Genomic DNA, 12,543 nt, shown 5'->3' on the forward strand with positions numbered 1-12,543 from the left:
ATGGGCAGGAGCACTATTTTTTAGCGCGGCTGCGTCCCCCTTTTTCACCGGCTTCAGAAGCGCGCTGTGGGTCGTTTCTGAAATTACCCCCGCTGTTTTTACCGCCTTTGCGGCCCGCTTCTGCAGCTCTTTCACGGTCTTCTGCGAAATTGCCGGAACCTCCACGATGTTGTGCCATCATTTCCTCCAGAGATTGAGCATCCAGTTTGAGGACTCATCACGTTGCAACTGTGAAAAGCAGGGTGGCGAATGTTCCGCTCACCTGCTTAAAGAATAGACAACCCACCGATAAACCCGCCTGCTGTTCATATTTTGAAACAGATAATTCACTCATTTAGCTGCAAAAAACCAAATTTACCGCCGCGTTACAACGAGTTATCCGCCAATTATTAGCACCTGCTCAAGCTCTGTACAGCAGCCTGCGCAGGCTCTTCTATACTTCTGATTACTCATCACCTCCAGCAGGATGAAAACTATGGCAAAGATTTTGGTGCTCTACTATTCGATGTACGGACATATTGAAACCATGGCGCAGGCCGTGGCCGAAGGAGCAAAGAGCGTAAGTGGCGCAGAAGTCACCATTTTGCGCGTGCCGGAAAGCATGGATGCGGAGCGTTTCGCCCAGGTTGGCGGCAAAGTGAATCAGGCGGCGCCTGAGGCTAAACCGGAGGATTTGCCTCAGTACGATGCCATCATCGTCGGCACCCCAACCCGTTTTGGCAATATGGCCGGCCAGATGCGTAACTTCTGGGATCGCACCGGCGGACTGTGGGCCTCGGGCGCGCTGTACGGCAAAATCGCCAGCGTCTTTGCTTCAACCGGTACCGGCGGCGGCCAGGAACAAACCATCACCTCTGTCTGGACCACCCTCGCCCACCACGGCATGGTGATTGTTCCCATCGGCTACGGCACCAAAGAACTTTTCGACATCTCGCATGCGCGCGGCGGCACGCCTTATGGCGCAACCACGCTGGCTGGCGGAGATGGATCGCGTCAACCCTCGGCGGAAGAACTGGATATAGCCCGTTATCAGGGCCAACACGTCGCCGGACTGGCGGTAAAGCTGCAAGGATAAAATCCACAACAGGAGACCTTTATGACAACAGAACAGTCGAAAGAGCATCACGTGGGCGAATGGGCTTCACTGCGCCATACATCGCGCGAAATTGCTGAAGCCATTTTTGAGGTAGCCAACTACGACGAACGTCTGGCAGAGCAGATTTGGAGTCAGCAAGGCAGTGATGAAGTGCTGATTCGCGCTTTCAAAAAGACCGACCAGGACGTTCTGACCTGGGACGACAAAACCGTTGAGCGCAAAAACGTTTGAATTGCAGGCGGGCCTTGTCCCGCCTTCGCTATCTTTTAGATTTTCAGGGAGCCATATATGTCAACTTATCAAAGTATCAATCCGGCCAACAACCAACTGCTCAAAGCCTGGGACGAACACGATGATGCTTATGCGCAACAGGCGCTGAAAACCGCGGATGAGCTTTATCACTCCAGCTGGAGCAAAGGCGATATTCAGCCACGTCTACAGGTGTTGCATCGTTTAGCCGATTTGATCGACCAACGTGCCGAAGAGCTGGCAACTATCGCCAGTAAAGAGATGGGCAAGCTGATTGGGCAAAGCCGTGGTGAAGTGAAAATTTGTTCGCAGATTGCCCGCTATTACGCTGAACATGCTGCCACCTTTTTGCAGCCGCAACCTTATGCCAGCGAAGTGGGCGACGCCTGGCTTGAGTATCATCCGATTGGCGTGATCGTCGCGGTTGAACCGTGGAACTTCCCCTACTACCAGCTGATGCGCGTATTGGCGCCAAACCTGGCGCTTGGCAATCCGGTACTGGCGAAACATGCCAATATCGTGCCGCACTGTGCAGACGTGTTTGAAAAATTGGTGGCAGAAGCTGGCGCGCCAAAAGGTGCGTGGACCAATCTGTTTATCTCCACCGATCAGGTCGCGGATTTGATTGCCGACTCACGGGTGCAGGGCGTGGCGCTGACCGGTTCCGAACGTGCCGGCAGCGCGGTAGCAGAGCAAGCTGGCAAACATCTGAAGAAATCAACGCTGGAATTGGGCGGTAATGATGTGTTCGTGGTGCTGGACGATGCCGATATTGATGAAGCGGTTCGCCAGGGCGCTCAGGGCCGCCTCAGCAACTGCGGCCAGGTCTGTACTGCGGCCAAACGCTTTATTCTGCATGAAAAAATCGCCGATACCTTTATGGCGAAATTCAGCGCGGCACTGCAATCGGCCACGCCGGGCGATCCGCTGGATGAGAAAACCACGCTGGGTCCGCTATCTTCTAAAGATGCACGCGATCGTTTAGTGAAGCAGGTTGATGATGCGGTTAAGCACGGCGCACGCCTGGAGTTTGGCGGTCGTGCGATTGAAGGCGTCGGCTGCTATTACCAGCCAACGGTGCTCACCGGTCTGACGCCGGATAACCCGGCTTACTATCAAGAGTTCTTTGGTCCGGTGGCGCAAGTGTATGTGGTGGCCGACGATCGTGCTGCCGTCGCGCTGGCGAATGACTCGAACTATGGCCTTGGCGGTTCAGTCTGGACCAAAGATATTGCACGTGGTCGTAAGATGGCATCGCAAATTGAAACTGGCATGGTATTCATCAATTCGCAGAGCGATACCTCCGCAGAGCTGCCGTTTGGTGGCGTGAAGCGATCCGGTTACGGACGCGAACTGTCGGATTTGGGTATTAAAGAGTTTGCCAACCAAAAACTGGTGGTGGTCGCCGGTTAACGGTTAACAGATACAAAAAACCCCGCCGCGGCGGGGTTTTTCTTTTGCGTCAATCTTAATTGCTGGTCGCCGGTTTAGCCGGTTCTGCTGGCGTCGCATCCGCTTGCGCTTTCTGCGCGGCTGCCGCATCGGCCTTGGCTTTGTCATCCGCTGCTTTCTGAGCAGTGGTTTTCTCCGCTTTAGCTTTCTCGTCAGCGGCTTTCTGCGCTGCCGCTTTATCCGCTTTCACTTTCTCGTCAGCGGCTTTCGCATCAGACGCTTTCTGCGCCGCGGCTTTATCCGCTGCGACTTTTTCTGCAGCCGCTTTGTCTGCAGCCGCTTTGTCTGCAGCGGCCTGATCGGCTTTCTGCTTAGCATCATCGGCAGCAGGTGCTGCAGCGGCTGGGGCTGGCTGTTCTGTCGGAGCCGGTGCAGCTGCAGGCTGCAGTGGCGTACCTTGCAGAGCGCCATTCAACGCGCCAGTGAACTGATCCCAACTGCAGTAGCCGTTGGCATCTGTTTCACAACCCGCCAGCTGCAGCGTGACGCGTTTCGGCGGATTTTTCAGGCTCAGCACATCGGCATCGCGCAGCTGATCGGCGGTTTGATAAACGTACTCAATTTTCAGCAGATCTTTGTTGTTCTTCACATCGTGCCAGCGTTCAAATACCACCTGGCCGCCAATGGGCGTTTTCTCATCATTGCCTGGCAGCTCATAAGGCTTCACCTGCAACGCACTGAGCAAGGAGGCGATATTGGAGTCATGACCGACCATCAACGTCACTTTCGGCGCGTTGGCTTTATCCTGATCGACTAACTGGCTACGGATATAATCCACCAGCGGTGCGGCCACTTCGCGCGCCACTTCAGGCGAGGCGAACAACGCATCCTGATAACCATTTTTGATCGACGCCAACTCTTTCCACTGCTCAGGCGTTTTGATCTGGCCCCACGCCACCTGATCGGCCGGGAAACCTTCGTAATATTGCAGCGTGAACGCATCCACCAGCGAGTTGCCAATCTTCAGCGGGCCGCTGACGTTCGGCTCTTTGCCGTTATCTGCGCTGAACGTGTTGTCGCCGCTGCTCAGATCACACTGTTTTTTGCCGTTACAGGCAGGAGCAGATTTGTAATCAACAATTTTTTCCAGATGCTGGAAGGCCGGCTTTAACGCCAGTTTTTCATTGGCAGCGGTCATGGCAGCCAGCGCTTTTTTGTTGAACTCATCGCTGCCGTCGGTAACAACCGGATTAAAGATAGGATCCATGGTACCCATCGCATCCTGATGGGTTACCGCGATATCGCAGCCCGGGAAGGCGCCAGTGATAAAGTACTGCGCGGTAGCGACGGTGCGCTGCAGGCTGTTGGCATAAACGAAGATATTGCTGCTGTCCGGGCAGGTGCCGTTTTGCACCAGCCCCTGCTGTGCCAGCCACTGACGGGTGTAGTTACCCATGTAGACTTCCAGCACGCCACCTTTGGTGGTCAGCTCGCCACCCGCGACATCCCACTGCGGCCAGCTTTTTTTGGTGGATTGCTCCAGCACGCTACCATTATTGGCTAACGGCGCACGCAGGTTATGCCGACTTAACATCAGCACCTGCTGGAGTTGCATATCTCCATCCGCCGCGTACGCGGACATGCCCATCGGGAGCGCAGCGATGACTGACAACGCGCAAAGACTCAGTTTCTTGATCATTGTGCCTATTCCATAATTCATCAGTGAAACACTCTGGCTTTCAAGCGATTAGCACGCCAAAGAGCGAATTACCGCACAGTGTAACCCAGCTTGCATCGGAAAATCGCCAGATGTTTGCAAAAACCGTGAATGGAATATAGCAGTAAACGCGCGTGCCGTCGGGTAACGGCAGCAGATTGAAAAGCAACGCGATGTTTTTCGGAATCTGTGAATGCTGAAAAGCAAAAAGCCCGCATTGTTGCGGGCTTCTTTAATATGGCGGAGGAACAGAGATTCGAACTCTGGGATGGTTTCCCATCGACGGTTTTCAAGACCGTTGCCTTAAGCCACTCGGCCATCCCTCCGGGGATTTTGTGTTGCGTCACTCTGCAAGAGTGAATGGCGGAGGAGGAGAGATTCGAACTCTCGGATGGTTTCCCATCGACGGTTTTCAAGACCGTTGCCTTAAGCCACTCGGCCACCCCTCCGCAATGAGGCGCACTATAAACATCCCCCCGAACGATGTAAAGCCTGCATTGAATCGTTCGGCTGAAAAACAGCCAAATTTTATTTTTTCGGCGTCAAATTCGCCATTCTGCTCAGCGAAACAGCAATTTATCGCGTAAAGATGGGTAAAACGCCTTTTCTGTCTTTCAGACGCTGCGTATCCTCGTGCCATATTTGGTGTTTCTCTCTTTAAGGAGCGCATGATGGAAAGAATTTTTAGCTCGTCGCAGCAATCGTTAGTCAGCACCCACAAGGTGCTGCGCAATACTTATCTGTTACTTGGCTTTACACTAGCCTTCTCGGCGGTCACCGCCACACTCAGCACCGTGTTTGCCTTGCCTTCGCCGGGCCTGATTCTGATGCTGGTTGGCTTTTATGGTTTGATGTTCCTGACGCATAAACTGGCTAACAGCCCGGCAGGTATTCTGGCTGCCTTCGCCTTTACCGGTTTCCTCGGTTATTGCCTTGGCCCGATCCTCAGCTCGTTCCTGACCGCAGGCATGGGTGATGTGATTGCCATGGCGCTGGGCGGTACCGCGTTGGTGTTCTTTGGTTGCTCGGCATATGTGCTGACCACGCGTCGCGATATGTCATTCCTGAGCGGCATGATGATGGCGGGCTTCGTGGTGTTGCTGGTAGCGGTTGTTGCTAACATCTTCCTGCAACTGCCTGCGCTGCATCTGGCGATCAGCGCTCTGTTTATCCTGTTCTCTGCCGGTGCCATCCTGTGGGAAACCAGCAACATCATTCACGGCGGCGAAACTAACTACATTCGCGCCACCGTAAGCCTGTATGTTTCGCTGTATAACATCTTTGTTAGCCTGCTCAGCCTTCTGGGCTTCGCTAACCGCGATTAAGTTGTTCGCAATAGTCTTTCAAACCCTGCTTCGGCAGGGTTTTTGCTTTTTATGGCCGGGCGAATTTACAATGTGCCGATTAACGTGATGAGGAAGAACTGTGATTTTTGCCGGTAAAGAGATTGCCACCGATGCGGAAGGCTATTTAAAAAATAGCGCGGACTGGAGCGAGCCGCTGGCTGTCGCCATCGCGGAGCAGGAAGCGATCGTAATGAGTGAAGCTCACTGGGAAGTGGTGCACTTTGTCCGGGCGTTTTATCAGGAATTTAATACCTCACCGGCGGTACGCATGCTGGTAAAAGCCATGGCGCAAAAATATGGCGAGGAGAAAGGTAACAGCCGCTACCTATTCCGCCTGTTTCCTGAAGGTCCAGCAAAACAGGCGACTAAAATTGCGGGTTTGCCAAAACCGGCTAAATGTTTGTAATCATCCAGTGGTAAACCGGGTGGGAAGCTCCGCCGGCTGATGCGGTTCCACCAGCACTTTGTCGACGCGCGCGCTGCGCGGCCCACCCGCTTTTAACCAGCTGATTAATTCATCGACCTGTTGCGCATCACCGGACGCCAGCACTTCAACGCTGCCATCCGCTAAATTGTGCGCATAGCCGTTGATATTCAATGCTCTGGCCTGCGTTTGCGTGTGATAACGGAATCCCACGCCCTGCACCATGCCGTGCACCCAGATTTTGCAGCAAGTGGTTGCCATTACGTTCTCCCATCACTGTGCGTTGCAATTTGCGGCCATCCGCCGGAAAATGGCGCCTCATTTTTTCAGGTAAGCATAGCAAACTATGACCGTTCGATTGATTCTCGCAAAGGGACGTGAAAAATCCCTGCTCCGCCGCCATCCGTGGGTGTTCTCAGGTGCCGTTGCACGTATGGAAGGTAAAGCCCAGTCTGGTGAGACCATTGATGTCTGCGACAGCAATGGCAAATGGCTGGCTCGCGCCGCGTACTCTCCGCAATCACAAATTCGCGCACGCGTCTGGAGCTGGCAGCAGGATGAGTCAATCGACATCACCTTCTTCGTGCGCCGCTTTGAGCAAGCACAGCTATGGCGCGACTGGCTGGCAAAACGCGATGGGTTGGATAGCTATCGTCTGATCGCCGGTGAGTCCGACGGCATGCCGGGCGTCACCATCGATCGCTTCGGTGACTTCCTCGTGCTGCAACTGTTGTCAGCGGGCGCAGAGTATCAGCGTCCAGCCATCGTCTCCGCTTTACAACAGTGCTTCCCTGACTGCGCTATTTACGATCGTTCAGACGTCGCGGTGCGTAAAAAAGAGGGACTGGAACTGGCGCAAGGTCCAGTTTCAGGTGAACTGCCGCCGCCGCTGCTGCCTATCACTGAGCACGGCATGAAGCTGTTGGTGGATATTCAGGGCGGTCATAAAACCGGTTATTACCTTGATCAGCGTGACAGCCGCCTGGCGACACGTCGCTACGCAGAGAACGCCCGCGTACTGAATTGCTTCTCTTATACCGGTGGTTTTGCGGTTTCAGCATTGCTGGGCGGCTGCCGTGAAGTGATCAGCGTCGACACCTCGCAGGATGCGCTCGATGTGGCAAAACAAAACGTTGAGCTGAATGGCCTCGATGTGTCGCGCGCGCAGTTTGTACGCGACGATGTATTTAAACTGTTGCGCCGCTATCGCGACAGCGGTGAGAAGTTCGACGTGATCGTGATGGACCCGCCGAAATTCGTCGAGAATAAGAACCAACTGATGGGTGCGTGCCGCGGTTATAAAGATATCAACATGCTGGCGATCCAGCTGTTGAATCCCGGCGGCGTCTTGCTCACCTTCTCTTGTTCCGGCTTGATGCCAACCGATTTGTTCCAGAAAATCATCGCTGACGCCGCCGTTGATGCCGGTCGTGATGTACAATTTATAGAGCAGTTCCGTCAGGCAGCCGACCATCCAGTGATTGCCAGCTATCCTGAAGGGCTTTATCTGAAAGGTTTTGCCTGCCGCGTGCTGTGACTTGAAAACGCTGTCCCTGCCTCCATATTGGTAACAGGGCAGTCTTTTGGGAGGTCACAATGATTACGACTAAATTTGGAATTGGACAGCAGGTCCGACACCGTCTCTCCGGGGTGCTCGGCGTTATTGTGGATGTCGATCCGGAGTTTTCGCTTGATGAGCCAGAGGTGGATGATGTCGCCTCTAGCGAAACATTACGCGCCGCGCCTTGGTATCACGTGGTGATGGAAAATGAAGAAGGCGATCAAGTGCACACTTACGTGGCTGAGGTTCAGCTGGCAGGTGAAACCTCGTTCGAACATCCTGAACAACCTTCCATGGATGAGCTGGCCGCTTCAATTCGGCAGCAGCTACAGGCACCCAGCCTGCGCCATTAATCAAAACGGCGACTCAGGTCGCCGTTACTTTTAGTGCGTTATTCCCAATCGCGGAATTTCAATTTTCGGACAACGATCCATAATCACCGTCATACCCGCGTCCTGCGCTAATACGGCAGCCTGCTCATTAATCACGCCCAGCTGTAGCCACAAGGTATCCGCACCAATGGCGATCGCTTCCTGCGCCACGCCCCATGCCGCTTCGGCATTGCGAAACACATCTACCATATCCACTTTTCCCGGAACATCTGCCAGCGTGGCATAAGCCGTTTGGCCCAGAAGCTGCTGACCAGCCAGTTTCGGACTGACCGGAATCACCTCGTAGCCCTGATCGAGCAGATATTTCATTACGCCATAGCTTGGTCGGTCGGGGCGATCGCTGGCGCCTACTAATGCGATACGTTTAGTTTTGGTGAGCACATCGCGAATTGTTTGATCATTCATCTTTTTTCTCCTGGTTCATTCGCCTAAGTGTAGTTGGCATTGCACTTTACGCTGCTAAGGCTGCGCACCAGAAGTTTGCGCAGCCGCACGAATAAATATGTAAAAATGTAAATTTACTGCCATAATGTAATACTTTGCTACACATATTCGATTACCCCCCTTTTGCCGGGAGTTGCAATGAAGCTGTCCTTTACTGCTACGGGTTTACTCATGTTGCTCGTATCAGCATCCTGTCATGCCATTACGCTTAAGCTCGATCCCGAGATCGAACTTTTAGTGTTAGACGGTCGAAAAATTTCCGGCTCATTATTGAAAGGCGCTGGAAGTCTTGAGCTGGAACGTGGACAGCATCAGTTTCTCTTCCGTGTAGAAAAACCCGCTGCCGATGCCACGCATTTTCAGTCGGTGCCCATGATTGTCACTTTTAATGCCAACGCCCATTCTGTTGCTATCCGCTTACCTGCCTTAAATAACCGTCGTGAGCGCAACGCTTTTGATAAAACCTTGAACTTTCAACTGATTGATGAGCGAGGCATCGAAATTACTAGCCTGCGCGACCACCTGCCGCGGGCAAGTGATAACGATTTTGAAAAAGCGATGGTGAATTACAATCGCGATGCGCACGCAGCTTCGGTGCCACGCTTTGCCCTCCATTCGCTCAGTGCTAATGAAGCACAGCTGAATCTCGATTACGCCTGGCAAGACGTCAGCGATCTACCCGCTTTGCAAGGCTGGTTCAAGCGTTTTGATGCTGCAACCCGTTTGCGTTTTATTAGCTGGATGAAAACCTTACGCGCAAGTTGATAGTAACGAAACGCCAGGGGTAAACTCCTGCATTAACAAATAATGCATGAGAAGAAACAGGAAGCCCTATGGAGCAGACCGTTCGTACCCTTCAGGTTCAAAAACATATCGCCCTCGTTGCACATGACCACTGTAAAGCCTCGCTGCTGGAGTGGGTGCAAATCAACCAAAGTACCTTGCAAACTCATGTGCTGTACGCCACCGGTACGACCGGTAACCTGATAAATCGTCATACCGGTTTGGATGTTAACGCCATGCTGAGCGGGCCGATGGGTGGCGATCAGCAGGTTGGTGCGTTGATTTCGGAAGGCAAAATTGATGTGTTGATTTTCTTCTGGGATCCGTTGAACGCTGTGCCGCACGATCCGGATGTAAAAGCGTTGCTCCGCCTGGCAACGGTGTGGAACATCCCGGTGGCCAATAATCGCACCACTGCAGATTTTATTATCCAGTCACCGAAGTTTGCCGAGCAGATTGAGATCCAGATTCCAGACTATCAGCGTTACCTCGCCGATCGCCTGAAATCGTAATCATCAGGCCTTGCGGCTTTGCGGTACACCCAGCCCGCGGAAGTGTTCGACAAAAACCGAAGGCCGATCTTTATCGAACATCAGCCACACCTGTTGGCGTGCACGCGTCATTGCGACATACGCCAAACGTCGCTCCTCCGCATCCGGAAAATCTTCCGGCTGCGGCAACAAACCCTGTTCCATGATCGATTCACGCGCTTCTGCCGGGAAACCGTCGCGTCCCTGATGCAGGCCCAGCACAATGACGAAATCTGCCTGCTGACCTTTACTGGCGTGAATGGTCATGAAATCCAGTTGCAGTTTCGGCCAGCGCGTTTTGGCTTTATCCAGCACAGTGGGACGCAAATGGTGATACCGCGCCAGCAGTAGCACACGCTCATCCGATTTGGCATAGCCACTTAATTTATCCAATAGCGGCTCCAGCTGCTCGTGCGGCAGCAACGTCACCGATTTCTTATTACCTTTGCTCAGACTATTAAGCGGTTTGCGCAGTTGATGCGGGTTTTGTTGCACAAAACGATTGGCAATCTCACCAATGCGATCGTTAAAGCGATAAGTGGTATCCAGCACACAACGGTCGCCATCGCCAAAATAGTGATGGAACGCGGTGGTCAGACTCATCTCGGCCCCGCTAAAGCGATAGATCGCCTGCCAGTCATCGCCTACTGCGTAGAGGCTGGTACGCTTATTTTGCTGACGCAGTGCCGTCAGCAGTGCGGCGCGCTGCGGTGAGATATCCTGAAATTCATCGACCAGAATATGTTTCCACGGGCTGATAAAACGCCCTTTATCCAGAATGGCAATCGCCTGATGAATCAGCCCGGAAAAATCGACCGCTCCCTCCTCTTTCAGCGCGCTTTTCCACGCTTTTAGCAGCGGTGCCATTAGTTTGACGCGCTTGCTGAAATTGTCGCGCTGCTCTTCCGCCACATCCGCGATCATTGCCGCCTGCGCGCCGCCGTGCATGCGCATTAATCCGAGCCAACGCTCCATACGCGAGGCGATACGCTGCGCCAGTTTGTCATCTTGCCAGAATGGGCCTTCGGGGATTTCCCACTCCAACTCCTCCTGCAACCACTGGCGCCAGCCGCTGGCCTGCGCCTTCTTGCTGTTGCACTGTTCACGCCAGGTCTCGATCAGCAACTGTCGACGCGCTTTGCTGTCGCTCTCCAGTTTACTGATCACCGGTTGTTTATTGCTGCCTTCGCGGATGATGTGCAGCGCCAGCGCATGGAAAGTACGCGCCTGAATGGCGCTTTCGCCAAGGCGAGTTTGAATGCGGTCATTCATCTCTTCCGCCGCCTGGCGTCCAAACGCCAGCAGCAGAATTTGATCGGGTTGCGCCAGCTTGCGCTTCAGCAGCCAGCCTGCACGTGCCACCAGCACCGAGGTTTTGCCGCTGCCCGCCCCCGCCAGCACCAGCAGCGCATCTTCGCCGTTGACCACCGCTTCACATTGCGATGGATTGAGCGGCGTGGTTTCGATCGTGGAGAAGAATTCCTGATAATCCTTGAGGATCTTGCTGGTCCATGCGCGATTGCGTTGGCGGATGGCCGTTTCACCTTGCTCCAGCCATTGTTGGCAGAACGCCCAGCGTTCACGGCAGTTATCGAACTCGGCAATCCGTTCGAGAGGTAATGGTAAGGCGGAGAACTGACGGCTAATGCTCTCTTTCACCGCGCTGAGCTCACTGCGTTTTAGCCAGCGGTCCTGCTCCGTAAAGGCGAGGATTTCCTGTTCCAACGCCACCAGCACCTCAGCGCTTACCTCGCTCATCTCCTGGCTCCAATGCTGCCAGGCATGTTGTAAGTAGTGGAAAAAACGCTGAGTTTCCTGCCATTCAGTTCCATGCAGGCGCACGACTTTTTCTTCTGGCAGCAAAAATTCCAGCTCGCCCCACACCATGCCGCGTTTGCAGGCAATGTTGAGCAGCTGATTGAACGGAATAAGATATTCATGGCGATCGCCGCTGACTTCTACGCCAGCCGCCAACAGGCGAACCCGGTTATAGGGATGCTGTGCCAGACGTTTACCCATTGATGTTGCTTTCAGTTCCATGTCCGCACCGTCATGAGGAATTCGATTATCGCGCAGTTTACCTGTCAGACTCTTGGCGCTCCAGCCTTAAAACAGGCTAAACTTGGCGCCACATATTGCGGATTGCAAAAGGAAAATCGCGTTATGCGTACCGTTTTAAATATTCTGAATTTCATTCTCGGTGGTTTTTTCACCACGCTGAGCTGGCTGTTTGCCACATTAGTCAGCATTGTGCTGATTTTTACGCTGCCGTTGACGCGCTCCTGCTGGGAAATCACCAAATTATCGCTGCTGCCGTTCGGCAATGAAGCGGTACATGTTGATGTGCTGCGTCCAGACAGCAAAAGCCACGTGATGAACACCGGCGGCACTTTCCTGAATATCTTTTGGCTGCTGCTGTTTGGCTGGTGGCTGTGTCTGGCCCACATCTCAGCAGGTATTGTGCAATGTCTGACCATCATCGGCATTCCGGTTGGCATCGCTAACTTCAAAATCGCTGCCATTGCGCTGTGGCCAGTAGGCCGTCGCGTGGTATCCGTTGAAGAAGCTCAGGCCGCGCGTGAAGCCAATGCGCGTCGCCGTCACTGAGG

15 protein-coding genes and 2 tRNA genes are annotated in these 12,543 nt (G+C 53.6%); 10 read left to right on the forward strand and 7 right to left on the reverse strand.

The window, feature by feature from the left end; genetic code table 11:
* Window positions 1-13 precede the first annotated feature (13 nt).
* Window positions 14-178, reverse strand: a complete 165-nt coding sequence (locus WFL93_RS02205) for a general stress protein (protein WP_007887327.1) — start codon at window positions 176-178, stop codon at window positions 14-16.
* 297 nt (window positions 179-475) lie between these two features.
* Between WFL93_RS02205 and wrbA the strand changes: the two genes are divergently transcribed.
* From wrbA to WFL93_RS02220, 3 genes are read left to right on the forward strand one after another with little or no spacing between them, the layout of a single operon-like run.
* Complete coding sequence (gene wrbA / locus WFL93_RS02210) at window positions 476-1,075, forward strand: NAD(P)H:quinone oxidoreductase (protein ID WP_336777163.1); 600 nt, start codon at window positions 476-478, stop codon at window positions 1,073-1,075.
* A 21-nt stretch (window positions 1,076-1,096) separates the two neighbouring features.
* Window positions 1,097-1,327: a YccJ family protein gene (locus tag WFL93_RS02215; RefSeq protein ID WP_007887329.1), complete on the forward strand. Its 231-nt coding sequence runs from the start codon at window positions 1,097-1,099 to the stop codon at window positions 1,325-1,327.
* Window positions 1,328-1,384: 57 nt separating this feature from the next.
* Complete coding sequence (locus WFL93_RS02220) at window positions 1,385-2,758, forward strand: NAD-dependent succinate-semialdehyde dehydrogenase (RefSeq protein ID WP_049851049.1); 1,374 nt, start codon at window positions 1,385-1,387, stop codon at window positions 2,756-2,758.
* 55 nt (window positions 2,759-2,813) lie between these two features.
* Here the strand turns inward: WFL93_RS02220 and agp are convergent, their stop codons facing one another.
* The 3 genes from agp to WFL93_RS02235 all read right to left on the reverse strand — a co-directional run bounded on the left by agp (window position 2,814) and on the right by WFL93_RS02235 (window position 4,903).
* On the reverse strand, window positions 2,814-4,436 hold the full coding sequence (agp, locus tag WFL93_RS02225) for a bifunctional glucose-1-phosphatase/inositol phosphatase (RefSeq protein WP_336777164.1): 1,623 nt from the start codon (window positions 4,434-4,436) through the stop codon (window positions 2,814-2,816).
* 256 nt (window positions 4,437-4,692) lie between these two features.
* A tRNA-Ser gene (locus WFL93_RS02230) sits at window positions 4,693-4,780 on the reverse strand.
* A 35-nt stretch (window positions 4,781-4,815) separates the two neighbouring features.
* Window positions 4,816-4,903 (reverse strand) — tRNA-Ser (locus tag WFL93_RS02235).
* 222 nt (window positions 4,904-5,125) lie between these two features.
* Between WFL93_RS02235 and yccA the strand changes: the two genes are divergently transcribed.
* Both yccA and tusE read left to right on the forward strand, forming a co-directional pair.
* Complete coding sequence (gene yccA, locus WFL93_RS02240; protein ID WP_007887332.1) at window positions 5,126-5,779, forward strand: FtsH protease modulator YccA; 654 nt, start codon at window positions 5,126-5,128, stop codon at window positions 5,777-5,779.
* A gap of 100 nt (window positions 5,780-5,879) precedes the next feature.
* The gene (gene tusE, locus WFL93_RS02245) at window positions 5,880-6,206 is read left to right on the forward strand and encodes a sulfurtransferase TusE (protein ID WP_049851047.1); all 327 of its coding nucleotides are present in this window, start codon (window positions 5,880-5,882) and stop codon (window positions 6,204-6,206) included.
* Here tusE and yccX read toward each other — a convergent pair whose 3' ends face one another.
* Window positions 6,207-6,485: an acylphosphatase gene (yccX, locus tag WFL93_RS02250; protein ID WP_007887346.1), complete on the reverse strand. Its 279-nt coding sequence runs from the start codon at window positions 6,483-6,485 to the stop codon at window positions 6,207-6,209.
* Window positions 6,486-6,570: 85 nt separating this feature from the next.
* On the opposite strand from yccX, the gene rlmI reads away from it, so the two are divergent.
* Both rlmI and hspQ read left to right on the forward strand, forming a co-directional pair.
* Entirely contained in the window at window positions 6,571-7,761 is a 1,191-nt protein-coding gene (gene rlmI, locus WFL93_RS02255; protein ID WP_007887347.1) for a 23S rRNA (cytosine(1962)-C(5))-methyltransferase RlmI, read from the forward strand.
* Window positions 7,762-7,820: 59 nt separating this feature from the next.
* On the forward strand, window positions 7,821-8,138 hold the full coding sequence (gene hspQ, locus WFL93_RS02260) for a heat shock protein HspQ (RefSeq protein WP_336777165.1): 318 nt from the start codon (window positions 7,821-7,823) through the stop codon (window positions 8,136-8,138).
* A 30-nt stretch (window positions 8,139-8,168) separates the two neighbouring features.
* Here the strand turns inward: hspQ and WFL93_RS02265 are convergent, their stop codons facing one another.
* Window positions 8,169-8,582 carry a CoA-binding protein gene (locus WFL93_RS02265; protein WP_007887349.1) on the reverse strand — a complete coding sequence of 138 codons (414 nt, stop codon included), beginning with the start codon at window positions 8,580-8,582 and terminating at the stop codon, window positions 8,169-8,171.
* Between the two features lie 177 nt (window positions 8,583-8,759).
* On the opposite strand from WFL93_RS02265, the gene WFL93_RS02270 reads away from it, so the two are divergent.
* Together WFL93_RS02270 and WFL93_RS02275 are read left to right on the forward strand one after the other, a co-directional pair.
* Window positions 8,760-9,386, forward strand: a complete 627-nt coding sequence (locus tag WFL93_RS02270; protein WP_007887350.1) for a YccT family protein — start codon at window positions 8,760-8,762, stop codon at window positions 9,384-9,386.
* Between the two features lie 68 nt (window positions 9,387-9,454).
* Window positions 9,455-9,916, forward strand: a complete 462-nt coding sequence (locus tag WFL93_RS02275) for a methylglyoxal synthase (protein ID WP_007887351.1) — start codon at window positions 9,455-9,457, stop codon at window positions 9,914-9,916.
* A gap of 3 nt (window positions 9,917-9,919) precedes the next feature.
* Here the strand turns inward: WFL93_RS02275 and helD are convergent, their stop codons facing one another.
* Window positions 9,920-11,974, reverse strand: coding sequence for a DNA helicase IV (gene helD / locus WFL93_RS02280; RefSeq protein ID WP_336777166.1), 2,055 nt, complete (start codon window positions 11,972-11,974; stop codon window positions 9,920-9,922).
* Window positions 11,975-12,097: 123 nt separating this feature from the next.
* Between helD and WFL93_RS02285 the strand changes: the two genes are divergently transcribed.
* A complete protein-coding gene (locus WFL93_RS02285) occupies window positions 12,098-12,541 on the forward strand; it encodes a YccF domain-containing protein (RefSeq protein WP_336777167.1) in 444 nt (147 codons plus the stop codon).
* Window positions 12,542-12,543 lie beyond the last annotated feature (2 nt).

The sequence above is a fragment of the Pantoea sp. USHLN256 genome (genome assembly GCF_037149875.1).
In the GTDB taxonomy this organism is placed as follows: domain Bacteria; phylum Pseudomonadota; class Gammaproteobacteria; order Enterobacterales; family Enterobacteriaceae; genus Pantoea; species Pantoea nemavictus.